Here is a 26910-nt window from a genome sequence, read left to right on the forward strand (position 1 = left end):
GAATGGACGCAAACGTCCGGCAAACATAGCAGCAATTCCCCGGTGCGACAAAGCGCAATCCCCGCTAGCGCAGGCCCCGGAGTATCTCCAGCCACACCGCATCCCAGCAGCAGACATGATCGGCATTTTCCACGACGCTCAAGTGGGCGTGAGGGCGCCGCTCCAGCCGGGGGCGGAGCAGGTCGGACGGCACCTGGTCGTCCCTGGCGCCCAGATAGTGCCATTCTTCGTATCCCGAGGCCGGAACGTCGAGCGGGTCGAGCGAGCCGCCCAGGCGGGAATACCCATGATGATCCGCCCAGGCGGCGATATCCAGATTCGCCGCAAGCGTGACCACCGAACGGGTGGACGGAAACCGCCCCGCCAGCAGCATAGCCAGGGCCCCGCCGCCGCTGTGGCCGAAAAACGCCAGATTCCGGTGCGGATGCGAGCGCAGGAACCCGTCCAGCGCGGTGGCCATGGCATGCACGATTTCCGGAGAGTAGCGCCTGTGCGTCCACAATAACGGATGGCAGCCGGCGTCCTGGGCATGGCCGTTGTAACAAGGCCGGCCCAGATACAGCGATGGCGTTTCGTCATGGGCCATCAGGCGCAGCATCAGGGGATTTCGCGGGGTCGGATCGCCCGCGACGTGCGTGCGCGTGATCCAGGGGGTGCCGTCGCCCTCCAGATAGACATGCAGCGCGCCGCCAGGGCGAGCGCCGGGCTTGTAAAAGGAGGCGACTAAAAAGCCATCGGCCGGCACGGTCAGCGGCTCGAAGCCAAGTTCGAGCGCCGTCGCCCTCAGGCGTTGCGCAGGGGTCGCGCAAGCCTGGAGCAGGAGCAGGGCGAGAAGCAGGGCGGCGCGTCGCACGGTGCGGCGCCTTGTGGGTTATGGCTTGGCGGGCGCGGCTTCGACCGCTTTCAGATTGAGTTGCGTGCCGCTGATCTTGAGTTCCAGCGGCACGGTCTGGTGCGGCTTGACCGGCGCGCTGGCTCGCCACAAAGCCGTATCCAGCTGGCGGTAGGCGGCGAACACGCCGATGAACTGCACGTCGGCTTCGGGTTCCAGGCTGAGCGTTCGTTGCTCGCCGGGCTTCAGCAGAAACTCCTGCTTACGCGACCAGTCCGCGCCCAGCGTCGCCTGTTCCTTGTCGTAGAGGGCGAAGAAGTCCGCGCTGTTGAACGCGGACAGGCCTTTCAGCTCATATACCCGCAGCAACAGCGGCGCCGGCTGGCCATCCGCACCCGGATTGATGTTCCCCGCCACATCGATCTTCAACTCCACCCGCGTAGGCGGCGGCGGAGGTGGCGGCTCGTCCTTGGCGGCGAACAAGCCGCATCCGCTCAAAGCGGCGGCAAGGGACAGATAAGCTAGCGCGCGGTTTACGTTCATCGAGGCGATACCAGTTGGGCATGACGGAGAAGAACAAAAGCTAAGGCATCGGCCGCTAGTCGGGCAAGCGGCATTTCCGACAAGCCACGATAGGGAGCCCCGGCCGAGCCTCGTATCCGCCACGCCGTACCCGAGGGCTTTTGGCACCAAGCCCCTCGGGGTATCGACCATGCCCTTGCGGAAGCGCCTCACGGGGCCGGTGCGGCGGTATGCAGGATATCCCCGCGATAGACCGACGACGAAAACGACCACCCGGTGGAAGGAGGGGCGCTACCCGTCATCGAATACCCCGGACGGAAAGCGCAAACGCCGACCGTCCGAACCTGGACCCTAGCCCGCCGCCACCAGCATGACGTTGTTGGTGACGACCCAGCTGTAGAAGCTGACTGCCGAAGCCAGCATCGCGGTGATCCAGCGGCTTTTCATTTTCCGCCGGTCAAAGTACAGGAAGGCGATGAAAGCCAGCCCGACCAGCTTCAACAACGTGATGGTCCAACCCAGGCCGAAAACTTCGGCAACGACATTGAGCACCGGATTGACTTCGTCCACCTCGGCGAAGCTCAAGCCGAGGTAGGTCACGACTCCGTCCGCGACTTGCAATAGTGCAAATAACACAATTAATGGCGCGTTCATGTCATTTCTCCGTAGCGCTGACCAACAATGTTCGATCCCGGACGCGGGTGCCGGAAGACCGCTGCAAGGCCGCATCGGCCCGCCGTCACTCACTTTTCCCCTGATTCCGCATGGAAATACGGAGGAGAAAAACCCGGGGTACATGAATAATTAAGCAATTACCGTGACACACATTCGCCGTGCGTCGATTCGATCCGGACGACCAGGCACCGGCATCTGTCATTTATAGCGGCACGCGGGAGCGGCGGTTTACCTGAACCGGTAAATAATGCGGGGCGCATCACATTCGATGTCTTTAGGGCTCGTAGCCCCGAACGTTTCGCGACGGCAGGAAGATGCGCCCATATAGTGTACGGATTTTCCCGCATTTTGTATCGTCCATCGAAAATGCAATCATGTGTTTCCGTAAGCCCCGGCCCGACGTCTCATCTTTCCGCCCCCTGTCCCTGCATGAATCCAACATCGCCCTTGAGAAACGCCCTGGATCGATTCCATCGGGGTGAACTTGCGTTCGAATCGCTGGAGCAAACCGCCGCGCAATGCCCTCGCCACGGCGCTGCGGCGGTGCACGAAGCGCTGAGGGTGATAGAGACGGACTATCAAACCGGGCGACTGCCCCCGCAAATTTATTTCACCCTCAAGCAGCGCCTCGAAGAGCATCCTGTCACCGAACCGGCGTCCGATGCGACCGTGGTCCAGAGTGCGCCGGCGGTGCATGCCGAGGACGCCACCCAGGTGGCGCGCCCACCGGCCGCGGCCCCGAACGACCGCACCGAAGTCCTCTCCAGGGCGCCGGCTCACCCGGCTCCGGCCGCCACCACGGGACGCGACGTGGCGACATCGACTGAGCTCAAGGGCCCGGTCACCCTGGCGACCTTGACGGGACAAATGCAGGCGGCGGGCGTGGCGGTGCACGAACTGCAAATCGGCGACGTGCTGAAGGAGCGCTTTCTGCTCCAGGAGCTGCTGGGAGCGGGCGGCATGGGACGGGTGTTCAAGGCGCTCGACCAGCGCAAGGTGGAAGCCAACGACAAGGACCCCTACGTGGCCCTGAAAGTGCTGAACCAGGACTTCCGCGACAATCCGGTCTCGCTGATCGCCCTGCAGCGCGAATCCAAGCGGGCGCAGACGTTGGCTCATCCCAACATCATCACCGTTTACGATTTCGACCGGGACGGCGCCCATGTATTCATGTCCATGGAGTATCTGCAGGGGCAATCGCTGAACCAGTTCATCCGCGAACTGCCCACCGGGGGACTGCCGTTCAAGCGGGCCTGGCAGGTCATCGAAGGCATGGGCGCGGCGCTGGCCTATGCACACAAGAAAAATATCGTCCATTCCGATTTCAAGCCCGGCAACGTGTTCCTGGATCGGCATGGCGAGGTGAAGGTCCTGGATTTCGGCATCGCCGTCGCCGCCGGCCGGCACGACAAAGGCAGCGAGGATGTCACCCTGTTCAACGCACGGTCGCTCGGGGCGCTGACGCCGGCTTATGCCAGCCTGGAGATGTTGCAGGACGCGGAGCCCGACCCGCGCGACGACATCTACGCCCTGGCCTGCGTGTCCTACGAACTGCTGGCCGGCAAACACCCCTATGGCAGGCTGTCGGCCGACAAGGCCCTGGAACTGAACATCCAGCCCCAAGCCATACCCGGCTTGGGGCGCCGGCGCTGGCGCGAATTGCAGCGCGGTCTCGCGCTCAAGCGGGAAGACCGCACGCCCAGCGTCGACGAGTTCATCAAGGGATTGCAGCCGCGCTCGCCGCTGTTCTACGGCATTTGGGCCTCCGCCGGAGTGGCGCTGATCATCACCGGCGGCAATATCTACCTGAATTTGTCGCAGCCTGCCAAAGAAGGGCCCAAGCTCGCCATAACGCTCACCGCCGAGCAGGCGCAAAAGATCAACGACCTGCTCGAACTGGCCGATATCCATTACGAAGTCGGCTATCTCGTCGCACCGACCGGCAGCAACGCGCTGTGGGCTTATCAGGAAGTGCTCAAGATCGATCCCTATAACGAAAAAGCCATACTGGGCATCAAGAAAATCGCCGATGCCCTGGAGCAGTCGGCCTGGGAATATTACGAAAAAGGCGATCGGGTACAGAGCCTGAAAAAGGTGATGGAGGGCCTGGAAGCCAGCCCGCAACACCAGGGCCTGCTGAAGCTCAAAGACAAGCTGCGAAGCTGAGTTTGCGGCTCCGCTACCCTGAGATACGCCATTCATTTCCGCTACGGGACGGCCGAACCGAAAACCTGGCCCGGATAAACCCGCTCGCCCGGCGCTAGGTCGTGCCCGTCGGAACGCGTCTGCCGATGAGCGGACAAACAAAAACCGCCAGGAAGGCGGTTCTCATTCTTCGCACGCGTGCCCGGGGGGCCTGACAGCCGGATGCCCGTCCTGAGCATCCAGCGATCGGCACCGCCCTTACTGCACGTTGGTGAGCACGGCAAGCTTATTGATACCCGCGCGCTCGATCGAGGCCATCACCTTGGCGACGACGCCGTAGTTCACGCCCTCGTCCGCGTGCAAGTGCAGCGAAAGCTCGGGATCCGCGGCTTTAAGGGTTTTCAACTCGGGCTCAACGGACTCCACCGTGATTTCCCGTTTGTCGATGTAGACCTTGCCCTGGGCGTCAACGCTCACGTTCACCGCTTCCTTGATCTCCGGCGGAGCCGTTTCGTCGGTTTTCGGCAAATTCACATGGATCGCGTTGGTGAGCAAGGGTGCCGTTACGATGAACACCACCAGGAGCACCAACATCACGTCGACCAGCGGCGTAACGTTGATTTCGCTCATTACGTCGTCGCTATCTCCACCACCACCTTGTTGTATGGCCATTATGCGTGCGCCTCGTTCGCCTGAAATTCGTTGCTGCGATTCTCACGGGCCGGTTTCGTGTGGTGACCCGAAGAATTGTTTTCCGCCCCTGCCTTGCCCGGCTTGATGATGAATGAAGTTTTCAGCGCCAGGTGTACGAAGTCAGTGGCGAAGTCGTCCAGGATATGCTGGATGACTTTGTTGCGGCGCAGGAAGAAGTTGTAACCGACCACCGCGGGCACGGCGACCGCGATGCCGATAGCCGTCGCGACCAGGGCTTCGCCGATGGGACCGGCGACCACGTCCAGGCTGGCCGAACCGCTTTTACTGATATCCGTCAGCGCTCCCATGATGCCCCATACCGTACCGAACAATCCCACGAAGGGCGATACGCTGCCTATCGTGGCCAGCACCGCCAATCCGCTTTCCAGCGAACCTTTTTCCTTCTGGATCTGCTGTCTCAAACGACGATCCAGCAACTCCTGACGATCGCCCGAGTGTTCCAGGTCATGCACCGTGGTTGCGCCTGCCGTTTCCTGCAAGGTGCCGAAACCGGCGTATGCGACCCGTGCAATGGGGCCTTTAGGCTCGCTGATTCCCGCCGCCGCGTTGAAATCGCTAGCGCTCCAGAATTGCCGCGTATACGTACGGTTGGAGATAGAAACTCTCAGGTGCTGTATGCCCTTCACGAGTATGAGTACCCAGGTGATCACCGAGAAGCCGATCAGACCCCATAGGGTCCAGGTGACGATGGCGGTAGAGGAAATAGTGGGCATGTTGGTAGACCTCGAAGTTTAAAGTTGGAAATTGATCGGAATGATGACCCAGACAGCGGTCGCGGTGTCGCCCTGCATATTCGGCTTGAACAGCCAGCCGCCCTTCACGGTTTTTACCGCGGCGTTATCCAGGGAAGCGTGGCCGCTGCTCTTCTGTACCTGCACCACGTCGGGCTTGCCGCTGGGCAATATGCGGACCTTGAGCAACACCTTGCCGGCCCAGCCCCGCTCCTGAGCATCCTCGGGATAATCGGGCGGCGGATTGCGCAAATAGTCGGCGCTGCTCAGCTGAACGACCTTCTCTACCGGCGGCGCGGGCGGAGCAGGCGCGGCCTGTACCGGCGCGGGCGGCGCGTTGTCGCTGATGGGCACATTCGGCACCGGCGGTGTTTCGACCGCGGGCGGCGGAATCTTTTTCGGCTTGGGCTTAGGCTTGGGCGGGATCGCGTCCTTGGGCGGCGTCGGCCTCGGTTGAACTACCGGGGGCGGCGGAGGCGGTGGGGGCGGGGCGAGCAGAGTCACCTCGATCTTGGTTTCCTTCGGCGGCGGTTCGACGACGGCGGGCGGATGCTTGAAGCGATCTATGACCGTGGCATGAACGAACACCGTCAGGGCGGCGACCACCAGCGCGTCGATCCACTTGCGGTCGTTCTGACTCGGATCCAGCTTGAACACGCCAAGGCTGCCCTCGGCATCAACCGTCGGCCCCAAGGCGGGCACCAGTTCCTCGTCGAACGACTTGAACGGGATTACCGGGGCCAGCGTCTTCTTGACCGCTTCATGCTGCCATTGATCTGTTTCCTGCGGCGAGACGGATAAGTTTCTCATACAGTCCTCTCTATAGTGATTGCTGACCGCCGCGGCGAGGTTAAGGGAGCCAGTTCGCACACCCAGTGCCCGCTAAAACGCCGCGCTACTTGCTTTCTTACTAAAGCACAAGCCGTGCCACCATACGAAACCCTGAAACTATGCGCGCATCAGGCCCTGAACTGCCTCGTAAGTAGCAGTTTCCCCGGCAGAGCGTCCCTTTACACCCATTTACATAGTCGCGACCGTAGTCACCCTGTCTCCAGCGGTGCATGTCCAACAACATGCCTGCATTTGAATTGTTGCTTATGCAGCAGCACCTGCTGCTACAGCGATTTATTTCGCGCGCAAAAATAGAGACGCCCCTGGAAACCATGGCGCTTATCGCCCCCTGTAGGGCCGGGAGAACTGGCAAGGCATGACGGCCGGGCCATGAGGGGCCCAACGGCTAGACACGGGAGCGCTGGCGGCATCCCGTCTGTGGGAGAGAAGAAAATGCCGGCTGAGCCCATCCCGGGGCTCAGCCGGCGCCGTCCAAAGGGAACGCGGGCCACCTTCGGCTGCCTAGTGGATTACCGGCTTGCGGTAATACCGATTACCTCCCTGTCGTCGATGCGCTCCGTGCACCGTCTCATCACCCGTCCCTCGGCAATTCCTTAGCCGCGCCCGAAAAACCGCCCTCCTTTGCGGCCGTTTCGCGGGCGTGCTCGCGCCTTATTGCTCCTTCGCGCGGAATTTGTCGTGACAACCCTTGCAGGTATCGCCGACCTTGGCGAACTGCGCCTTGATTTCGTCGATATTGCCGCCCTGAGCCACCTTGGCCAGCGCATTGGCCTCGGTGATGAATGCGACGCCCACGTTCTTGGCGTCCTCGGGCTGCTGGAAGAACTCGGACTTGAGCCTGGTCGGCTTCCAGCCGGTTCCCTTGTCCGTGCCCGCGCCGTACAGGGCGCCTAGTCCGGAGTTGGCGACTGCTGCGATCGCATTGGCCGCGGCGATGACCTGATCCTTGTTGAAGGTTTCCGGATGATCCACGACCTGGCCCTTGATCTTGCCCAAGTTCCAAGCGGTAAAGGAATAGGCGGACTGGCGGAAACGAATCTGGTCCTCGATGGGGCCCGCAACCGCGGCAGCACTGACAGCGCTCACGATGACGGCCAATAACAATCTATTTTTCACTTACTTACCTCGTTGGTTGGTTGGAAATCCTGTATCTCCCCGAGCGCGCGATCGGGTACGGAATGCCTGCGCGGTGCCGGGGGGAGACCTTCGGTCGCAGGTTCCTGGGTAGGCGTCAAAACGCGGCCGACTCCGGCTCTTCCGCTTCCTCAGCATCCACAGAGGCGGCGTTGGCATTGATCGAATTGATCAATCGTTCCGGCAAGCCGTTGGCCACCGTCCACACCAGCACGCCCGACAAGGCGGACGCGGTCACGAACCTGCCCAGCCCGTGCCCCTCGGAAGGCGTCGCCAGCGCCTTGGGGACTTCCTTGTGCCCGGTCAGCATCGGTCCGACCAGGTTGTGCTTCTTCACCCGCGCATAAAACACGATGGAAGCGATATGCAGCCCGAGCAAAGACACCAAGCCCCAGAATATCCGCGCATGCCATCCCGTCAGCTTGTCGCTCAAGTCCTTGTCGATGAGGTGGAACAAGGGCCCCTCGAACGTGATGTCGTCGTTCGCGAACAGCCCGGTACCGACCTGCAGCGCAAGGATCGTCAGCAGTGCCAGGACCGACAACGCCCCCAGAGGATTGTGCCCCACACCCTGCCATGCGCCCCTCAGGTAACCCAGCACCTTGGACGGGGTCGGAAAGAAGCTGGCGAAGCGCGCATGCGTCGACCCGACGAAGCCCCAGATCAGGCGAAACACCAGCAATCCCAGGACCAGCAAACCCGCCCGCCCATGCCAGTCGGCCCACGCGCCGCCGATCTCGCCGGTGACGATGGCCGCCGTCACGGCCAGGACGAGGGACCAATGGAACAGGCGCAGCGGCAGGTCCCAAACCTTAACTTTTACAGTCATCGCATCAACTCCCGAACGCTCTCCGAACCCGTCTCAGCTCGCGTACTTGACCGTGCAACCGTACGGCCGAGTGCTGGACTTGCTCACTTTTTTGCCGGCCTTGAGTTCGCTCAACGCCGATTTCACATAGTTTTCGGCCTTAGCGATATCGCCCGGATCGGCCGACGGAATACTGTCGATGCCGCCCTTGTAAACCAGCACGCCTTCCGGATTGATGATGAACAAATGCGGCGAAGTCTGGGCGCCGTAGAGCCGGCCTATGGTGCCCTCGGGATCCAGCACGGTATTGGTCGGCGCGGCATCGCGGAACTTGTTGAGTTTGATCGCCGTGGCGCCGTCCACGTAGCCTTCCTTATCCGGCGCGGAGGAAATGACCTGCAACCAGACGATGCCCTGAGCCGTGGCGTCCTTCTGCAATTGCGGAATATTGCCGCTCTCGTAATGCTTCTTGACGAACGGGCACTCGTGATTGGTCCACTCCAGCACCACCGTCTTGCCGCGCAGCGACTTCAGGTCGAGCGTCTTGCCGTCGGCCGTCTTGCCGGCGAACTCGGGGGCGGGCTTGTCGACCACCGGTTCGGCCCAGGCGGCGGCCGGGGCGGTGAACGCCAGGGCTACGAATACGATGTTGGCTAAGCGACGTAACAACATGGTTCACTCCTTAATAAAGGTGAGGTTAGAGTTGGCGACTTCGGCCGCCGGGGAAATCGCGCCCAGCACGATCTCCGGGGTGAGTATTTGCGGCAGGATCACCGGGGCCGAGTCTTTCCCGGCGGGGTAATGGATGTAGAGAGGTACGCCGCTACGGCCGAACTCCTGCAGCTTCGCGGTGATCTCCGGGTCCCGGTTGGTCCAGTCTCCCTTCAGATAGGTCACGCCGCCCTTGCGAAACGCCTCGGACACCGCGCCGTCGCTCAAGGCCACTTTTTCGTTGACCAGACAACTGATGCACCATGCGGCGGTAAAATTCAGGAATACCGGCCGTCCTTCCGCGCGCAAGGCCTGCAGGCGCGCCGCGCTATAGGGCTCCCAATTTTTCCCAGCGCTCGCTTCGGCGGGCGCGGAGACATCAGCCAGCGGGCCGGTGACACCGGTATAACCGACCGCAAGCGCCGAAAACACGGCCACCGCGGCGACCCCGGAGCCGAAACGCCGCGCCGCAGGACTTCCCCAGCGTGTTCGTTGGTGCGTCCACGCGGCGAAGGCGATCGCCACCATGCCGCCCAGGGCGACCGCCACGACGTGGCTGCCGGCCTGTTGCGCGAGCACCCAGACCAGCCAAGCGGCGGTCGCATACATGGGGAAAGCCAAGCCTTGCTTCACCGTTTCCATCCACGCGCCCGGCCGGGGCAAGTGACGTTGCAGCAGAGGCCAATGGCTCAAGGCCAGATAGGGCAAGGCGAGACCGAAACCCAGCGACAGCAGGACCGCCAAAAGGACGACCGGGGATTGGGCGACCGCGTAGCCGATCGCCGCCCCCATGAACGGCGCCGTGCAGGGCGCGGCGACAACGGTCGCCAGCACGCCGGTAAAAAAGCTGCCGCTGTATCCTCGCTTCTCGGCCAGCGACGAGCCCAGGCCCGCCGCCGATCCGCCCAGCTCCAGCAGGCCCGACAGGCTGAGCCCGACCACGAACATCAGATAGGCCGTGGCCAGCACGAATAGCGGGGATTGGAACTGGAATCCCCAACCGACCGCCGAGCCCCCGGCTTTCAGGAAAATCAGCACGCCGCCCAGCGCGGCGAAACTCAGCAGCACCCCCGCGGTATAGGCGAGCCCATGCAAACGCGTCCGCGTTCGCGACTCCTCGGCCTGTTTCAGCAGATGCAGGGCCTTGAGGGAAAGCACCGGGAACACGCAAGGCATGAGGTTCAATACCAGACCGCCCAACAAGGCCAGAACCAGCGCGGACGCCAGGCCCAACTCGGGCTCCCCTTCGTGGGCCGTTGCAGCGGCCGCCCCCGCCGGACTGGCTTCGACAGCGAATCCGCGCCTCACCGGCCCGTCGGCGCTGTTCTCCGTCACCACCAGCACACCGGACAAAACGGCCCCCGGGGCCGGATCCTCGCCCGGTTTGAGCTTCAACGAGATGCCGTCATCGTCGAAGAACCGCTCCTGCGGCGCGCCATGGGATATCCTGCCCCATTGATCGGCGAAAAAACCGACCTCGGCGATACGCTCCGGCTTCAGCTCTTTCCCGCGTATCTTGAGCGTGACCGCGTCCTGGCCGTAGGTCACCGACACCGGCCAAGGACTCGCCACCGGCAGGCTCGCCTGGGCCTCGCGTATCAGCGGGCTACCCTGTCCCGCCTCCGACGGGCCGGACACCACGGGCAGACTGATAGCCAGTTCCACCGTCTGCGGTATGCAGGTTTCCTCGCACACCAGCCACTTGACGGTAGCGTTCACCGGAAAGACGCCACCCGGCGCCACATCCTTCGGAACCGTGACCGGCGACAACAGGGTCACTTCGTCGGCATAGGCGTAATTGGTCACCGGTCCCACGGTGAAGCGGCTCGGTACGGGCCACAGGATTTCGCCCGCGGCGGCGCCAGCCGGCAGTTGCCAGGCGATGGTCGTCGCCAGCCCCGAATCGCCGGGGTTTTTCCAGTAGGTATGCCAGTGCGGGATGATCCTCTGGTTCACCCCGAGCAGGATCTCCGCACCGGGATGCACCGCGTCCACGGACGCGACCAAGCGCGCCCGCACCTGATCGGTGGCGGCTTCGGCGGTGGCCGCATAGCCCTGGCCGGGGAGGCCGATGGCGGACGCCCCCAGCAACCACGCGGCGATGAGGCCGCTCGAACGCTTACCGCTCATGTCGAGCCACCCCGTGCCAGCCCCGCCGTCAATGCAGCCACCGTCACCGGATTATTTCTTGGCCGCTTCCGGTGCTTTCGCTTCGGCGGTTCTCGGCGGCGGAACCGCGATCTTGGTGATCGTGCCGCCTTCTTCCTCATAGTTCTGCGAACCGACCGCACCGCCCACCTTGAAGCCCTTGGAGGCCAGCAAATCGCCGGCGGCACCCGCGCGGCCCGCATGATTCGAAACGGGGACCAGGGTGCGATCCTTGGGGATGAACGCCAGGTTCTTTTCCAGATCGCCGGCCTGGACGCTCAGGTACACGGGAAAGCTGCCGACCTTGCTGACTTCATCCGGACGGCGCACGTCGATGAACAGAACCTGATCGGGCTTCGCCAGCAAGGCGTCGATCTGGGCGCGGTTGAGCTTGGGAGTCTTGTATTTGTACTCTTGCTGTTGCGCGGCCGCCGGCGCGGCTTTCGCGCCGGCATTCTTGGCGGCGTCGCCTTCCGCGGCAAACGCGGCCGGGGCCGCCAGCGTCAACAGGACCAGCATCGGTTTTGCGAGTTTTTTCATGATCTTCGATTACCTTGTTATCGGATTGAATGTATGTGCGATTACCTAAGCCCAATCGCCGCCCCATAAGCAGAGCAGTTCCCGTGCCAGCAGCACCCTGCGACGAACGCTCCCCCCTGCGCACGCACGGGCCTCTATCCTGCCGGCCGGCCCCCGAAACGCGCCGGTCCGACTGCGCAGCGAATAGCCTTACGAAGCTGTTGGAAATTCAGCAGCGGGAATGCATGCCTGTTTGCAGGGCAGCATCGACCCGGACTATCAGCGGTTGGTGAGCTGCAGCTCGATACGCCGGTTCCGGGCATAAGCCGCCACGCTTTCGCCCGCGTCCAGCGGCTGGAACTGCCCGAAGCCGTTCGCCGACAAACGCTCCGCGGGTATGCCGCTGCTGGCCAGGTATTTGACGATGGCGACCGCCCGCGCGGTGGACAGCTCCCAGTTGGAGGGAAAGCGGTCGGTATGGATGGGCACGCGATCGGTGTGACCGTCGATGCGCAGCACCCAGTCGATGTTGGCCGGAATATTCGAGCTGAGCTCGCGCAGCGTGGTCACGAGCTGCGCCAGGCGCCCCTGGGCCGCGGGGTCGAGCTCGGCCGACCCCGACTCGAACAGGATGTCCGTCGGCACGACGAAGCGGTCGCCCACCACGCGCACATCGTTGCGACTGCCGAGCGCCTCGCGCAGCTTGCCGAAGAATTCGGAACGGTAGCGCTCCAGCTTGCTCACCTGGCTTGCCAGCGCGGCCGTCAAGCGCTGGTCGAGATCGGCGATTTTCTGGTCCTTGGCACTACTGTCCTTACTGGCCAGTTCCAGCGCGGCGGACAATTTGACCACGTCCTGCTTGGCCGTTTCCGTATCGGTCGATAAACGCGTGACCTCCGTTTCCAATTGACGCTTGAGCTCGGTCAAGGCGGCGATGTCGGCGGCCAGCGAGACCTCCCGGTTGGCCGAGTTCTCGAGCGCGCCGTTGAGGCGATCGCGTTCGCTGCGGGACTGATCGAGCGACGCGGCCAGGTCGGCGATGCGCGCGTCCTGCCGGCGCTGGGCGTCCTCGCTGAGCGTCAGCGACCGGCTCAGTTCGACGACCCGCCCGTTCACGACCTCGAGTGCCCGGCTCTTGCCTGCCAGCGTGTCGCTCAGCACGGCCTGGCCGATGGCGAAGATCATCAGCACGAAGATCATCACCATGATGAGCGAGGTCAGGGCGTCGACAAACCCGGGCCAGACGTCGAAGGCGCGCCGCCGGCGAGCGATACGGCTCATGCGCGTGCGCTGTGCGTATCCAGTGCCACGGCGACGGTCCGCGCGAGCAGGCGCAATTCGTCGCGCAATTCGTCGGGCAATTGCGTATCGCGCTTGGACTGGCCGGCGATCTGCCGCAACACGTTTTTGAGCTCGTCCTGCACCGTGGCCGCCGTCTGGCGCTCCTGCACGTCGCGATCGAACAAGTTGTTGAAACGTTCGAACTGAGCCGCGAGTTCGGCAATCTGTTCGTCACTGTCGCGGCGCACCCGCTCCACATCGACGATGGCGCGCTGCATGCGTTCGAGGCCGTCCGCGGTCTGCGCCAGCAAGGCCTGGATGTAGGGGGAAACCGAACCCTCGCCCTCCACCGGAGCTCCCGAGGACAAGTGCGTCATGCTCGACAGCCATTCTTCGAGTTCGTTGTAGAAGCGGTTTTGCGCGTGACCGGATTGCAGGTCGAGAAAGCCAATCACCAGCGAACTGGCGAGGCCGAACAGCGAGGTCGAGAAACTCGTCGACATGCCGCCCAGGGGTTGCTTCAGGTTGTCCTTGAGCCCGGTGAACATGTTCACCGCGTCGTTACCCACGTTCAGCGCGCCGATAATGTCGGATACCGAGCGTATGGTGACGAGCAGCCCCCAGAACGTGCCGAGCAGCCCGAGAAAAATCGCCAGCCCGGTCAAATAACGCGAAAGATCGCGCGATTCTTCCAGGCGCAACTGCACGCTATCCAGAATCGTACGCATCGAAGGCGCCGAGAGCGCGGCGCGCCCCCGCTCCCGTCCGGCCAACATGCGCGCCATGGGCGCGAGCAGGCGGGGTCGTATCGTAATGGGGCGGTCCGGATGGGAGCGGCGAAACGACGTGATCCACCGGACTTCACGCGACAGCACCAGCACCTGGCGCACATTGACGAGTATGCCCGCGCCCAGCACGGTGAGTATCACGCCGTTGAAAAACGGGTTGGCCGCGAAAATTTCGGCGAGCCGCTCCTGGACCAGCACACCGAGCGCGGCGACGCAGGCAAGAAAGCTCGCCATCCAGAGTAGGACGGGGGTAGGTCTGCTCATTGGCGATACAAGGAGGAAAGGCTCGGAATCCGGTCCGTGGAGAAGGACGGGGCAATTCATCGATCGCGGCGCGCGGACTAGGCCGCGGGACGGGCTCGGGCCCATGCCCCTTCAATTGACGTGCCAATCCGGTTCAGCTCCTGCGAGACGAGGAACGAATCCAGCGCCGGAAGCGCCTTGCAAGCCGTTACACGCCCTCCGCAGCGTAGCACTTGCCGAGCCGAGCAAGCCCCCTGGACTGCTGCGACACGAACATGGCTGCTGCCCCTCTGCTTCTCCGCCACCATCCCGACCGCGCCCGCCGGGCCCCGACGCTCGGACTTGCGGTGAGAATCTTCGCCTTGACGACGTCCCGACATAACCTTATGGTTAATAGGGACACACGGGCCTGCTACCGCCAGCCCCCTCTCCTCGGCACTCCGTCGACCATCCCTGGCTGCTTGTATTGCAGCACCTTCTCAGCATGTTGATCGCCCATCAGCACCGCGCCCAGGGGCGCGGAAGCGGCGGAGCGCGTGCGTTGCCGCAATCATCGCTTTTCGCTCATTTTTTTACCCACTATTTCAGTCGGTTACACGCTCCAGATCGGGCATGACCCGCCGAAGGCACAACAGTTGCTTTGAACAACCGCGATGAGGTCGAGTTTCGTGGTTGCTCCCAGCCAACGCCATCGATGCTCTCGCATTCTCCTGGTCCTACTTGATTTGGAAGTGATATCGATGAAAAAGAAAACGAACATAGCGGTTATGTTAAGTATCGCGGCCGGGGTCGCGGTGGCAGCCGAAGAAAAACCATTGACCGATGCCGCGGCGAAAGCGATCGCCGATTGGCAGCAAACGGTAGGTGGCAGCGCCAAGGCGGCGCAGGCGCCTGCAGGCGGCGATGCTGCCAAAGCAGCAGCGGCCTGGCAGCAGCAGGTAGGCGGCGAAGCCAAGACGGCCCAAGCGCCGGTGGCCGAAAAACCCGCCGCTGCGCCCGCCGCAGAACCGGCGAAAGTGGCACAGGCCGCTCCTGCGGCGGAGAAGCCGGCAGAAACGGCCGACGCCTCTAAAGCAGCCCCCGCTGCGGCACCGGCCAAACTGTGGTCATGGGTACCGGTCGCGCGTCCGGAAGTCCCCACCGTCAAACAGCAAGAATGGGTCAAGAGCCCGCTGGACGCATTCGTCCTCGCCAAGCTGGAAGAGAAAGGCCTGAAGCCCTCTCCGGAAGCCGACCGCGCCTCGCTGATCCGCCGCGTGACCCTGGATCTCTGGGGCATCATCCCGACGCCGGAAGAAGTCCAGGCCTTCGTCAATGACCAATCCCCGGACGCTTACGAAAAGGTGGTCGACCGCCTGCTGTCCTCGCCCCGCTACGGCGAGCGCCAGGCCCGCCATTGGCTCGACCTAGCCCGCTACGCCGACAGCGCCGGCTTCCAGGGCGACCAGACCCGTCCCAACCAGTGGCGCTACCGCGACTACGTCATCAAGGCGTTCAACGAGGACAAGCCTTACAGTCGTTTCATCCAGGAACAGATCGCCGGCGACGAGATCGCTCCCAACGATCAGAATGCCCTGGTTGCGACTGGCTTCCTGGCCGGCTACCCGGACAACAACAACTCGCGCGACCTGGTACAGCGCAAGTACCAGATCACCACCGACATCGTCGACACCGTCAGCACCGCGGTTCTGGGCTCCAGCTTCCAGTGCGCAAGATGCCACAACCACAAGACGGACAAGTTCACCCAGAAGGACTACTACTCGCTGCAGTCTTTCTTCGCCAACACCAGCTTCTCCGAGCGGCAGGAAGCTCTCGTCAAGGGCGAAGTGGATCTGAAGTACGAAGCCGATAAGGCGAAATACGAGGCGGCCGTCAAGGAACTCAAGGAAAAGCAGCGCGCGATCCTGGCCCCCGTACTGGAGAAGGCCGTCAAGTATCAGAAGGAACGCTATCTGACCGACAGCCGCGAATCGCTGTTCAAGCCCAAGGATCAATGGAATGCTCACGACCGCTGGATCAACTACCGCTGGGCGAGCGTGACCGCGGACGACGACTTCGGTGCTTACCTGCGCGAAACCACCGAAAACAAGGACAGCCCGGACTACGATGCGTCCAACAAGGAGCGTTGGGAAGAGTATAAGAAGGTTAGCGATGAGCTGAAAAAGCTGGATAAGCTCAAGCCCAAGCACTCCAATTGGATCACTACCGCGACGGAACTCGGTCACGCCGACGCGCCGCCCACTTATGTATTCTTCGGCGGCAACCACGAGCGTCCGCTGGACGAAGTGCAGCCGGCCTTCCCGGCGGGCATCACCGACGAGAAGCCGGTCGTCACTCCGACCGCCACGTCATCCGGGCGCCGCACCGCGCTGGCCAACTGGCTGACGAGTTCCAACAACCCGCTGACCGCACGCGTCTTCGTCAACCGCGCTTGGGGCCAGTTGTTTGGGTCGGGCATCGTCCGCACCGTCAGCGACTTCGGCAAGGCCGGCGACAAGCCCACCAACCAGGCCCTGCTGGACTTCGTCGCCGACGACTTCGTCAAGAAAGGCTGGAGCGTCAAGCAGTTGCACCGCGACATCGTGCTGTCGAGCACCTACAGGCAGTCTTCCGACTACCGCGAGGAAATCGCCAAGGCCGATCCGGCGAACAATCTGCTGGGCGTGTTCCCACGCAAGCGACTGGAAGCCGAGCAGATCCGCGACTCCCTGCTGGCCGCATCCGGCAAGCTGGACACCAAGATCGGCGGACCTAGCGTCTACGCGCCGCTGCCCACCGGCCTGGAAGCCGGACAGCTCTGGTCCAACGCCAAAGAAGATCAGGAACCCAACCGCCGCAGTCTCTACATCTTCACGCGACGGAGTATTCCTTACCCGCTGCTGGAAACCTTCGACATGGCTTCCGCACAGCAAGTACACAGCAAGCGTGATGTGACCACCACCCCATTGCAGGCGCTCACTCTGTACAACAACGACCAGGTATTCCAGTGGTCGCAAGCCCTGGCTGCCCGCGTCATCAACGAAGCCGGCAAGGACGAAACGGCCCAGTTGGAACGTCTGTATCAAATCTTGTTCGCCCGCAGCCCGGACGAAGAAGAGAAAGCAACGCTGCTGTCCTTCCTGGATAACCACGAAAAAGTAATCCTGGAAAAAGCGGCCGACGGCAAGTTCGCCATCGCCGTTCCGCAAGGCGTCAAGGAAGGCAAGATACAGAACCCCATCCGCGCCGCGGCGTTCGTCGACCTGGTCCACACCGTCGCGAACTCCAACGACTTCGTCTACCGGTTCTAAAACCAACCACACATCCGTATAGAGGCAAATGCACATGAGCAAACATTCGCGCAGAGACTTCCTGTTGAAATCCTCCTTTGGCCTGGGCGGCGTCGCCGTCAGCGCCATGCTGCCCGGCGGCGGCTTCATCTCTTCCGCCCTGGCCGCCGACCTGGTCGATCCGCTGGCACCCAAGCAGCCGCACTTCGCCCCCAAGGTGAAGTCGGTCATCTGGCTGCACCAGGACGGCGCTCCTTCCACCCTGGACCTGTACGACTACAAGCCGGAACTGGTCAAGCTGGCCGGCCAGGACGTACCCCCGTCCTTCCTGAAGGGCATCAAGACCAGTACCCAGGGCGGCGTGGGCAAGCTGTATGCTTCCAAGCGCACCTGGAAGCAGTACGGTCAGAGCGGCGCGTGGTTCTCCGACCTGCTGCCCAACCTGGCTCAGCAGGCGGACAAGATCGCCTTCATCAAGAACAGCACCACAGTCGGCGCGACCCACGACATCTCCATCCTCAAGCTGAACACCGGCGACCTGCAGCCGGGCCGTCCGTCGCTGGGCGCCTGGATCACCTACGCCCTGGGTTCCGCCAATCCGGACCTGCCGGCCTACGTCGTGCTATACAACGGTAAGAAAGAGCCCACCGGCGGCTCCGTGAACTGGAGCTCGGGCTTCCTGCCCGCGGTCTACCAGGGCACCGCTTTCCGTCCGGGCCCGGTTCCTATCCTCAATCTGGAGCGCCCCGAGCTGATCGCCGACAAGCAGCAGCGTGACAACCTCAACCTGTTGGCCGCCCTCAACCGCCAGCAGGCAAAAGGCCACCCGGAAGACACCGAGCTGCAAGCCCGTTTGAACTCCTACGAACTGGCCTACCGCATGGAATCGTCCGCACCGGAAGCGGTCAACCTGAGCAAGGAAAGCGATGCCACCAAGGAACTGTACGGTCTGAACGACGAAGCCAGCCGCGCCTACGGCACCAACCTGCTGCGCGCCCGTCGTCTGGTCGAGCGCGGCGTGCGCTTCATCCAGGTTGTCACCGGACCGACCGAAATCAAGGGTCAGGAAAGGAACTGGGACGCTCACCAGGATCTCGAAGAGAACCACGGTGCGCACGCCAAGGCCGTGGACAAGCCGATCGCCGGCCTGCTGGCCGACCTGGCGGCTCGCGGCTTGCTGGATTCCACCCTGGTGGTCTGGACCTCCGAGTTCGGTCGTACCTCCTACGGCCAGAGCGGCAACGGCCGCGACCACAACCCTTGGGGCTACACCCAGTGGCTGGCTGGCGGCGGCGTGAAGGCCGGCTTCACCCTCGGCGAAACCGACGAAATCGGCTTGCAGTCCCAGGGCAAGAAGGTCGACACCTATGACCTGCACGCGACGGTACTCCAGCTGCTCGGTCTGGATCACCTCAAGACCATCTACCAGCAGAAAGGCCGCGCCGAGCGCCCGACCGTGGTTTATGGCGAAGTCGTGAAGGAACTGCTCGTCTAACGCGCAGGTTTCGCAACCCCCACCGGATAGGCCCGGGAGAGACATCTTCCGGGCCTATCCGCGTTTGGGTGCGACGCACCGGACAGCCCGTTATTCAGGTTCGAAGCGGTGGCTCGATTGCCGCCGGATGCTGAACCCCGCTGACCATGCCCAGTCCACCGGCCGTAAGCTCGTCGAGCCGACCACCCGGGCATCGTGCCAGCCCGTTTTCAACCCAATAAATGGGCGGAGTGCTTACTCCGGCCCCTCAGGTTTCCGTAAATGTTTAAGAAGATTTTACTTGCCGGCTTCTTTTTTGCGCTGGCAGGCACCGTTACTCCTTCGCACGCCGAAGTCGACGAAGATTTCATGCAGACCGTCGAGGACACCCACAAGAGCCTGGCCTCGAATCTCGCGACCCAAACGACCGAAAACGCCGTTACGGACGCCAAGTTGCTGGAAGGCTATTTCGCCGAGATCGAAGCCTTTTTCGTCAAGAAGCCGGACGCTCAGGACGGCGTCGACTGGTCGAAGAAAAGCCGTGAACTGGTGTCCCAGATTATTACCACGCTGGCCGCCAACGATTTCGAAGGCGCCCAGAAGGCCCATGCGGAACTCGGCCGCACCTGCAAGGACTGCCACCGCAAATACAACGACGACTAAGGCGCGACTCACTCGATGAAAATGCTGCGTAACACCTGGATCACGCTGATCCTCGCTACGCTCTGCATGCCCGTCAGCGGGGCCGAAGCGCCACCGGAAAGCGCCGAGGGCATCAAACAGCGCATCGGTCAGGGCGATCCTGCGGCCGGCAAGACCAAGGCGGAGTCCGAGCTATGCCAGGGCTGCCACGGCGACGACGGCAACAGCACGGTCATCGGCGTGCCCAAGCTGGCCGGCCAGTACGCCGGCTACCTGATCAAGCAGCTCCAGGACTTCCGCTCCCTAAGCCGGCGCAACCGCATCATGAATGCCATGGCGGAAGGCCTGGGCGACGCCGACCTGGCCGACATTGGAGCCTATTTCGCCAGCCAGACTCGAAGCAAGAACGCAGAATCGGCCCCCAATCAAGTCGCCAAGGATTTGTTTTTATACGGCGATGTCAACCGCAGCCTCGACTCCTGCGTGAGCTGCCACGACTTGAACGGCAAGGGCCGGATTTCAGCGGGCGTGACCTACCCGGCGATTGCCGCTCAGACCAAGGGTTACCTTCGTCTGCAACTCCTCAACTTCAAAATCGGCGTACGCACCAATAGCCCGCAAGGCGTGATGAACAAGGTCGCCGATGCCCTGACGGAAGAGGAAATCGTGGCGTTGGCGGAATACCTTTCGGGACTTTAACGGACCGTAGAAACCACTCGGGCCGTGCTAGGCCCTAATCCACTCAACCACCCACAACACCGGGAGCAAACCCATGAAGCGTTTATTACTCGCCTGTCTCATCTCCAATGCCTTCGCGCTTAGCGCCAACGCCGCCCTCAAGGAAGGCGACGCCGCGCCGGACTTCAAAGCCCAGGCCTCGCTGGCCGGCAAGGCCTTCGACTTCTCGCTGCAGGATACGTTGAAGAAGGGACCGGTAGTCGTCTATTTCTATCCTTCGGCTTATACCGGCGGATGCAACATCCAGGCGCACACCTTCGCCGTGAACTACGACAAGTTCGCCGCCGCGGGCGCCACCGTCATCGGCGTCTCGCTGGACAGCATTTCCCGTCTCAACGACTTCTCTGCCGATCCGGAATACTGCGCCGGCAAGGTGGCGGTAGCCTCCGACGCCGACGGCAAGATCGCCAAGGCCTACGACATCGCGGTGAAGGAAGCGGCCCCGGGCCGCAAGGATACCCGCGGCGTGGACATCGACCACGGTTTCGCCGAGCGCACCACCTTCATCGTCACCCCGGACGGCAAGGTCGCCGCGACCATAGGCGGCATCAAGCCCGCGGAAAACGTCGAGAAGTCCCTGGAAGTCGTGCAGAAGATCGCCGCCGCCCAGCACGAAGGCCATTAAGAGATGACGGTCTCCGCCCGCGACGGGCGGAGACCGCGCAACGAATTATCAACCACCTGCGAGAATAGAAACGATGAATAAAAAGCTGATACTGGCACTGGGCTTGACCGCCATGGCGAGCGCCGCACTGGCCGGTCCGATCGAAGATCAGATCCGCTTCCGCCAGTCCGCCTATTCCTTCTCCGCCTGGAACCTTGGCAAGATCAAGGCCCAGGTCGTGGATAAGCCGGACACCTACAACAAGGAACAAGTCCTGGCGGCGGCGAAAGCCCTCGCCGCCATCGCCGACTCCGGTTTAGCCACCCAGTTGTACGGACCCGGCACCGACCAGGGCACCGGCTGGCAGAAGACCCGGCTGAAACCGGAATATTTCGAGAAGAAAGAGAAGGCGGAAGAAGTTCAGCAGGCCTTCATCAAGGAAACCGCGGAATTGGCCAAGGTCGCCGAAGCGGGCGACGTCGGCGCGATCAAGGCGCAGTTCGCCAAGGTCAGCGGCACCTGCAAGAGCTGCCACGACGCGTTCCGCCTGAAAGACGTCGAGTGATAGGGTCGGCCGGGGCGCTAGCCCCGGCACATTTCCCGTTCGGGACGGGCACAGGCCGGGCCTCCATCGCCCGGCCCTAAGGCCCAGCTCGGAAGTAGGCTTCCGAGACCAGCCTCAATATTTGATTATCCAATACACGCCGGCGTTTTTCGGACGGGTCTCTCCGCCCCCGCTGGCCGCGGTGCTATGGCTGAAAGGACTGCCCGGCGTATTGTCGATATCCGAACCCCCGGAATTCCCCCAGGCCTTGCCCGGAACGCCGGTATTCTCGGAAAACGTAAAGTCGTCGAACACGTGGGCGTGGCTCTTGAATTCGTCCTGCTGAAATTGCGCTAGGGTACGGGCCGCGTCGCCTTCGTAGCGGAAAGCCGGATCGGCGTTCTGTCCGAGGCCGCGGAGGAACAGGCCGCGCAGGTCCGGCAAATTGCCGTTGACGATGGCCCTGAGGCGGTCGTACTGCGCGCCCTCCGGTATCGGCGATCCATCGGCCAGCAACCAGCCTGCCGGCGCCTGGCTGCTCCAATAGGCCGCGATGGTGCCCGCGGGAACGCCCTCCGAACCCGGCGAGCCGGCCGCTGCCGGCGGAACGGCGGTTTGCGCGGCGGCAGCCTGGGCTATCGGCTGCCTGGGCTGAATTTCCCTGCCGTCCACCGAGACGCCCAGATAGCTCCCCTTAACACCGATCACACCGGCGAGGGGGCGGCCGGACGCATCGGTCGAGCCCAGAATCACACCGTATCGGCCACCCACCACGGGCACGCCATCGAAGACTTGCGGGCCCCACACGGCGGTCTGCGACTCGGCCGAGTCGTAGAGGTTAAACGTCAGCTTCACGGTGCCGTTCGCCGGCACGGACTCCGTGAGTACGCCCTGATAGTTGAGCAGGGGGGATGCCGTTTCGCCCTGGGCCTGAAAAGCGAGGGCCAATGCCGCCGACAGCGCCAGCGCCTGGAACGGGAATTTCATTCGATTTTCTCCGGGAAATAAGTCGTCGCAATTATCCTAAATTCCGCTCTCGGATATAGCCGGCCTCGCCCGCATGGGGCCGAGCGCCGGCGGAGCGACTGGCCCATGGGCGCCCGGGGCCGTCACCGGAGCAGGATTCTCGATTAAAAAAGGGCTCGGGGGTTCCCGAGCCCGACAAGACCGCCCCATTGCGAGGCGGGTAGATCGCGGTTTGCGCAGCGCCGATCTCCACCACTGTAGACCGGCCTGGCAAGCCGCTCGATTTCCGAGTTACCGTGCACGGAGGAATTCCACCGCACACCCGTATCTGTAGAGCACAAGCAATTCCGGGGCCATGATCTCCGAGGCTGAGGCCCGGACAGGGAGCGCGGCATTCCCTACGACCACTAGGGGCATTGCAGGCAGCAAACCAAACCTGCCGTCCGCCGCAACAGGGGCACAAACGGGCGGGCTGCTGACTTATCACCAGACCACCACCAGCTGTGCTGGCTTACGAACTCCCGGCGACCGCAGCCAGCCGAAAAAAAAGCCCGGGATCCGAGGATCCCGGGCGATCTTGACCTTACCGGCCTTACGCGGTGGCAGTGCTAGGCCAGCAACTCCTTCACCACTTCACCGTAAACCACGGTGGGACGCTCGGCGCGCCCGTTGTGCATGAAGATGGTCTTGAGATGGTCCAGCCCCAACTGCTGAAGCACGGTGGCATGCAGATCGTAGGTGTCGACTTTCTTGCCGACCGATTGCAGGCCGACTTCGTCGGTCTGCCCGAAGGTGGTCCCGGCTTTGACGCCGCCGCCGGCCAGCCACTGGGTGTAGCCCCAGGGGTTGTGGTCGCGGCCGTTGCCGCTCTGGCCGTACGACGTGCGGCCGAACTCCGAGGTCCACACGATCAGGGTGGAGTCGAGCAGCCCCCGCGCCTTCAGATCGGCGAGCAAGCCGGCGATGGGCTTGTCCACTGCCCTGGCATGTTTGCCGTGATTTTCATCGAGGCTGTCGTGCGCGTCCCAGTTCCGGCTCTGGCCCTTGACGTCCAGTTCCCCGGAAACCACCTGGATGAAGCGCACGCCGCGCTCGACCAGACGCCGCGCCCGCAGCAAATTGGTGCCATAGCCCTTGCTGATCTCGTCATTCAGGCCATACAACTCCTTGGTGGCATCGGACTCCTTGGACAGATCGACCGCTTCCGGCGCCGCCGCCTCCATTCGTGCCGCCAGTTCGTAGGAACGGTTGCGCGCCAGAAGCTCGGTGTCATGCGGGTAGCGTGCGGCATCCTCGCGGTTCAAGCGGTTGATCAGATCCAGTGTGCCGGCTTCTTCATTCGTGGATACGAATTCCGGCCGATCCAGATGCAGGATGGGGGAGTCGCCAGGACGAAACACGGTCCCTTGATAAACGGCGGGGAGGAAGCCCGAGCTCCAGTTCACCGCGCCGCCGCGCGGCTCCTTCTTGTCGTTGTAAAGCACGACATAGGCCGGCAGGTCCGGGTTGGCGGAACCGAGCGCGTAACTGATCCAGGCGCCCAGCGACGGACGTCCCGGCGTCAGATTGCCGGTGTTCAGCTTGAGCACCGAGATATTATGGGTCGCGCCCACCGTCGTGCTGGACTTGATGAAGGCGATCTCGTCGGCGTGTTGCGCCAGATTGGGCAGAAGGTCGGAAAACCAGGCGCCGCTCTGGCCGTGCTGCTTCCAGCTGCGGTTGGAGGCGAACAGCTTGCCGGTGCCGCCGCGGATGGCCACCTTGATGCCGTTCAGGAAGGAGGGCGGAATTTCCTGTCCCGCCAGCCGGACCAATTCCGGCTTGTAATCGTACAGGTCCAGCGTGCTGGGGGCCCCGTCCTGATGCAGCCAGATCACCGACTTGACCTTGGCGGGGAAGTGCGGCTGTTTGGGTGCCAGAGGATCGGCGAATTCCGCGGCCAGTACCGGGGTGGCGAAAATGCCGCCGCCCGGCAGCAGCGCACTCAGGGTCAATCCGCCCAGGCCATAGCCGGTTTTAAGCAAGAAGTCCCGACGCGAAGTGTTGCTCATGATGTGTTTCCTATACACGAAATTGTGGAGGCGCCGACCGCTAGATGCGGTAAGCGAATTCGTTGGAGTTGGCGACAGCGTGCACCAGATCGACGAAGGCCGCGGCCCGTATCGGATCGATCGCCTGGGCATCCTTCAGGCCGGTCGGGACGTTAAGCCCGAACTTGCCGGCCAGAGCCTTGGTCTTGATGCGTTTTTCCTGGTCGTCCAGGAACGCCCGCAGGGCATCTTTCTCGGTTGCATTCGGCGTCCGCGCGAACAGGATCTGGTAAAGCCGATCCAATTGAGCCGACTCGTCCTTGCCGGCCTCGGAGATCACCCGGCCCGCCAGCGCCTGAGACCAGCCGAACACCACGTCGCTATGCAACAGGGTGAGCGCTTGCAGCGGCGTGGTGGTGACATCGCGCTTGCTGTGCACTTCCTGAGCGGAAGCCATGTCGAAAGACTCCAGCAGGGGATAAGGCGTGCTGCGCCGCGTGAAGATATAGACACTGCGGCGGTTTTCATCGCCCGCTTTTCTCGGCTGCTCCCAGAAAGGCGCGCCGTCGATCACACCCTTGCCCGGCGTCAGGTTTCCCGGTACCGGCGCGAATACGCTCGGGCCGCCGATTTTTTCTTCCAGCTTGCCGGAGGCGACCAGCAGCGAGTCGCGGATCTCCTCGGCTTCCAGGCGCTTGCGCGGGAACACCGCCAACAGCTTGTTGTCCGGGTCGGCCTTGGCCACCTCGTCGCGATTCGCCGAAGACTGCCGGTAAACGCTGGACAGCAAAATCTGCCGATGCAGCTGTTTCACGCTCCAGCCGTTTCTGACGAAATCGTCGGCCAGATAATCCAGCAGTTCGGGATGTGTCGGCTTCGCGCCGGCCTTGCCGAAATCGCTGACCGTTTCGACGATGCCACGGCCGAAGTACTGCTCCCACACCCGGTTCACATAGACCCGGGCGGTGAGGGGATTGTTTTCGCTGGCGATCCAGTTGGCCAGGGCCGTGCGCCGGCCGGATGAATTGGCGGTCGGCGTGATGACCGGCTTCTCGTCGGTAATCCCGGCGGGGAATGCCGGTTGCACTTCGTCCAGCGGCCTATCCTGGATCCCGCCGAACAGCACGTAAGTCGGCGGTACGCCGGTAGCTCCGAGCTCCGTGATGGCGGAAATGGTGTCCGAGCCATGGGGTCTTTGCGCCAGCAGTTTCTGACCCGCCGCCCGGAGCTTCCTGTACTCTTCCGCACGTTTCGCGTTTTCCGGGTTGTAGCTCGGCTCGTCCTTGTTCTGCGAGGTCTCCGTCAAGTAACCGGCCAGGGAGTCGTCGGTCTGCCACTTGCTGAAACGGTAGTTGATCCAGCGGTCATGGGCCGTCCATTCACTTTCGGGCTTGTCGAGTGAAACCCGGGTGGTGTCGTCGAAAAGCTCCTTGGCATACTTGACCGCCTGAGGTCTGACCGGGTCGATCAAGGCCTTTTTCGCCGCCTGTATGGGTTTCACGGCTTCTTCGTATTTGGCCCACGCCTGCTTGAATTCGACCTCCTGCTGCCCCTGCTCGGCGGGGATGTGATCGATGGCTATGGAATTGGCGAAGAAGGCTTGCAGCGCGAAGTAGTCCTTCTGGCTGATCTTGTCGAACTTGTGGTTGTGGCAGCGCGCGCATTCGACCGTCTGACCCAGGAATACCTTGCCCACGGTATCGGTCATGTCCGTGACGGTCTGATACTTGTTCTGTATCAGGTCGCGGGAATTGAGATTATCGGGAAATCCGCGCAGGAAGCCGGTGGCGATCAGCGCATTCTGGTCGTCCGGGGCAATCTCGTCGCCGGCGATCTGCTCCTTGACGAAGCGGTTGTAGGGCTTGTCCAGATTGAAGGAATTGATCACGTAATCGCGATAGCGCCACATGTTGGGACGGGTTTCATCGTTGTCGAAACCGGCGCTGTCCGCATAACGCGCGAGATCGAGCCAACGCCGCGCCTGGCGCTCGCCGTAACGGTGAGACGACAGCAGGCGGTCGACCAGCTTCTCGTAGGCGTCGGGCGATGTATCATTCACAAACGCTTCGACGTCCTGGGGCGTGGGTATCAGACCCCAGGCATCCAGCGTGGCGCGGCGTATGAACGCGGCGCGATCCGCTTCGGGCGAAGGCTCGAGACCAGCGGCCTCCTGCTTGGCCACGACGAAGGCATCGACCGGCGTACGTATCCAGTCCTTGTGCTGGACCTGCGGCAATCCAACCGGCTGCACCGGCTGCCAGGACCAAAGCTTGTTGTCTTTTTTTGCCGGCGCTTCGGCCGGAACGACTTGCGCCACATCGACCGGCGGCTTTTCCTCCGCCGCGATAGCCGCTGCAGTCGCAAGACCCAGCAATACGGCCAGATAGATTTTCTTATTCATTTTCCCCTCTTTCAGTCCAGTGATTTCAAGCATCGGCCGGGCGGCCTGTGCACGGCGATACGCCCGGCAAATTAAGAAAGCCATCTTCGGATAGCGAAAATCGCACCAATTAGGCGGAAGGCGGTCAGGAGGGGACCCT

Annotated in this window: 23 protein-coding genes; 7 read left to right on the forward strand and 16 right to left on the reverse strand. The window is 62.7% G+C overall.

Features of this window, described 5'->3' with window-relative positions:
* Nucleotides 1–64 precede the first annotated feature (64 nt).
* From JWZ97_RS14470 to JWZ97_RS14480, 3 genes are all read right to left on the reverse strand, one after another.
* Nucleotides 65–853, reverse strand: a complete 789-nt coding sequence (locus JWZ97_RS14470; RefSeq protein WP_205430668.1) for an alpha/beta fold hydrolase — start codon at nucleotides 851–853, stop codon at nucleotides 65–67.
* An 18-nt stretch (nucleotides 854–871) separates the two neighbouring features.
* On the reverse strand, nucleotides 872–1375 hold the full coding sequence (gene tssJ, locus JWZ97_RS14475; RefSeq protein WP_205430678.1) for a type VI secretion system lipoprotein TssJ: 504 nt from the start codon (nucleotides 1373–1375) through the stop codon (nucleotides 872–874).
* Between the two features lie 330 nt (nucleotides 1376–1705).
* A complete protein-coding gene (locus JWZ97_RS14480) occupies nucleotides 1706–2008 on the reverse strand; it encodes a DUF5658 family protein (RefSeq protein ID WP_205430680.1) in 303 nt (100 codons plus the stop codon).
* 450 nt (nucleotides 2009–2458) lie between these two features.
* Here JWZ97_RS14480 and JWZ97_RS14485 point away from each other — a divergent pair, with 450 nt between their 5' ends.
* The gene (locus JWZ97_RS14485; RefSeq protein ID WP_205430682.1) at nucleotides 2459–4195 is read left to right on the forward strand and encodes a serine/threonine-protein kinase; all 1737 of its coding nucleotides are present in this window, start codon (nucleotides 2459–2461) and stop codon (nucleotides 4193–4195) included.
* 237 nt (nucleotides 4196–4432) lie between these two features.
* On the opposite strand, the gene JWZ97_RS14490 is transcribed toward JWZ97_RS14485, so the two are convergent.
* From JWZ97_RS14490 to JWZ97_RS14535, 10 genes are all read right to left on the reverse strand, one after another.
* Nucleotides 4433–4804 (reverse strand): biopolymer transporter ExbD, encoded by a 372-nt coding sequence (locus JWZ97_RS14490; protein ID WP_240342358.1) that lies wholly within the window; start codon nucleotides 4802–4804, stop codon nucleotides 4433–4435.
* Between the two features lie 41 nt (nucleotides 4805–4845).
* Entirely contained in the window at nucleotides 4846–5601 is a 756-nt protein-coding gene (locus tag JWZ97_RS14495) for a MotA/TolQ/ExbB proton channel family protein (protein WP_205430685.1), read from the reverse strand.
* Nucleotides 5602–5619: 18 nt separating this feature from the next.
* The gene (locus JWZ97_RS14500; RefSeq protein ID WP_205430687.1) at nucleotides 5620–6429 is read right to left on the reverse strand and encodes an energy transducer TonB; all 810 of its coding nucleotides are present in this window, start codon (nucleotides 6427–6429) and stop codon (nucleotides 5620–5622) included.
* A gap of 693 nt (nucleotides 6430–7122) precedes the next feature.
* A complete protein-coding gene (locus tag JWZ97_RS14505) occupies nucleotides 7123–7587 on the reverse strand; it encodes a cytochrome c (RefSeq protein ID WP_205430689.1) in 465 nt (154 codons plus the stop codon).
* Between the two features lie 115 nt (nucleotides 7588–7702).
* The gene (locus JWZ97_RS14510) at nucleotides 7703–8434 is read right to left on the reverse strand and encodes a cytochrome b/b6 domain-containing protein (RefSeq protein ID WP_205430691.1); all 732 of its coding nucleotides are present in this window, start codon (nucleotides 8432–8434) and stop codon (nucleotides 7703–7705) included.
* A gap of 33 nt (nucleotides 8435–8467) precedes the next feature.
* Nucleotides 8468–9085: a redoxin domain-containing protein gene (locus JWZ97_RS14515; protein ID WP_205430693.1), complete on the reverse strand. Its 618-nt coding sequence runs from the start codon at nucleotides 9083–9085 to the stop codon at nucleotides 8468–8470.
* A 3-nt stretch (nucleotides 9086–9088) separates the two neighbouring features.
* The gene (locus JWZ97_RS14520; protein ID WP_205430694.1) at nucleotides 9089–11254 is read right to left on the reverse strand and encodes a protein-disulfide reductase DsbD; all 2166 of its coding nucleotides are present in this window, start codon (nucleotides 11252–11254) and stop codon (nucleotides 9089–9091) included.
* A gap of 51 nt (nucleotides 11255–11305) precedes the next feature.
* Nucleotides 11306–11812 carry a rhodanese-like domain-containing protein gene (locus JWZ97_RS14525; protein WP_205430696.1) on the reverse strand — a complete coding sequence of 169 codons (507 nt, stop codon included), beginning with the start codon at nucleotides 11810–11812 and terminating at the stop codon, nucleotides 11306–11308.
* Between the two features lie 258 nt (nucleotides 11813–12070).
* Nucleotides 12071–13072: a peptidoglycan -binding protein gene (locus tag JWZ97_RS14530; protein WP_205430698.1), complete on the reverse strand. Its 1002-nt coding sequence runs from the start codon at nucleotides 13070–13072 to the stop codon at nucleotides 12071–12073.
* Entirely contained in the window at nucleotides 13069–14124 is a 1056-nt protein-coding gene (locus JWZ97_RS14535; protein WP_205430700.1) for a MotA/TolQ/ExbB proton channel family protein, read from the reverse strand. Before JWZ97_RS14535 ends, JWZ97_RS14530 begins: the two co-directional genes overlap by 4 nt.
* 746 nt (nucleotides 14125–14870) lie before the next feature.
* Here JWZ97_RS14535 and JWZ97_RS14540 point away from each other — a divergent pair.
* The 6 genes from JWZ97_RS14540 to JWZ97_RS14565 all read left to right on the forward strand — a co-directional run bounded on the left by JWZ97_RS14540 (nucleotide 14871) and on the right by JWZ97_RS14565 (nucleotide 21395).
* Entirely contained in the window at nucleotides 14871–17393 is a 2523-nt protein-coding gene (locus JWZ97_RS14540) for a DUF1549 and DUF1553 domain-containing protein (protein WP_205430702.1), read from the forward strand.
* Nucleotides 17394–17427: 34 nt separating this feature from the next.
* Complete coding sequence (locus JWZ97_RS14545) at nucleotides 17428–18867, forward strand: DUF1501 domain-containing protein (RefSeq protein WP_205430704.1); 1440 nt, start codon at nucleotides 17428–17430, stop codon at nucleotides 18865–18867.
* A 261-nt stretch (nucleotides 18868–19128) separates the two neighbouring features.
* Nucleotides 19129–19509, forward strand: a complete 381-nt coding sequence (locus JWZ97_RS14550; RefSeq protein ID WP_205430706.1) for a hypothetical protein — start codon at nucleotides 19129–19131, stop codon at nucleotides 19507–19509.
* Between the two features lie 15 nt (nucleotides 19510–19524).
* On the forward strand, nucleotides 19525–20187 hold the full coding sequence (locus JWZ97_RS14555) for a cytochrome c (protein ID WP_240342359.1): 663 nt from the start codon (nucleotides 19525–19527) through the stop codon (nucleotides 20185–20187).
* A gap of 73 nt (nucleotides 20188–20260) precedes the next feature.
* Nucleotides 20261–20851, forward strand: coding sequence for a peroxiredoxin (locus JWZ97_RS14560; RefSeq protein ID WP_205430708.1), 591 nt, complete (start codon nucleotides 20261–20263; stop codon nucleotides 20849–20851).
* 73 nt (nucleotides 20852–20924) lie between these two features.
* Entirely contained in the window at nucleotides 20925–21395 is a 471-nt protein-coding gene (locus JWZ97_RS14565) for a cytochrome c (RefSeq protein ID WP_205430710.1), read from the forward strand.
* Between the two features lie 114 nt (nucleotides 21396–21509).
* Here the strand turns inward: JWZ97_RS14565 and JWZ97_RS14570 are convergent, their stop codons facing one another.
* From JWZ97_RS14570 to JWZ97_RS14580, 3 genes are all read right to left on the reverse strand, one after another.
* Nucleotides 21510–22361 carry a tail fiber protein gene (locus JWZ97_RS14570; protein ID WP_205430712.1) on the reverse strand — a complete coding sequence of 284 codons (852 nt, stop codon included), beginning with the start codon at nucleotides 22359–22361 and terminating at the stop codon, nucleotides 21510–21512.
* A 587-nt stretch (nucleotides 22362–22948) separates the two neighbouring features.
* Nucleotides 22949–24391, reverse strand: a complete 1443-nt coding sequence (locus JWZ97_RS14575) for a DUF1501 domain-containing protein (RefSeq protein WP_205430714.1) — start codon at nucleotides 24389–24391, stop codon at nucleotides 22949–22951.
* A gap of 40 nt (nucleotides 24392–24431) precedes the next feature.
* On the reverse strand, nucleotides 24432–26771 hold the full coding sequence (locus tag JWZ97_RS14580; protein WP_205430716.1) for a DUF1549 and DUF1553 domain-containing protein: 2340 nt from the start codon (nucleotides 26769–26771) through the stop codon (nucleotides 24432–24434).
* Nucleotides 26772–26910 lie beyond the last annotated feature (139 nt).

It is taken from the genome of Methylococcus sp. EFPC2 (assembly GCF_016925495.1).
Classification (GTDB): Bacteria; Pseudomonadota; Gammaproteobacteria; order Methylococcales; family Methylococcaceae; genus EFPC2.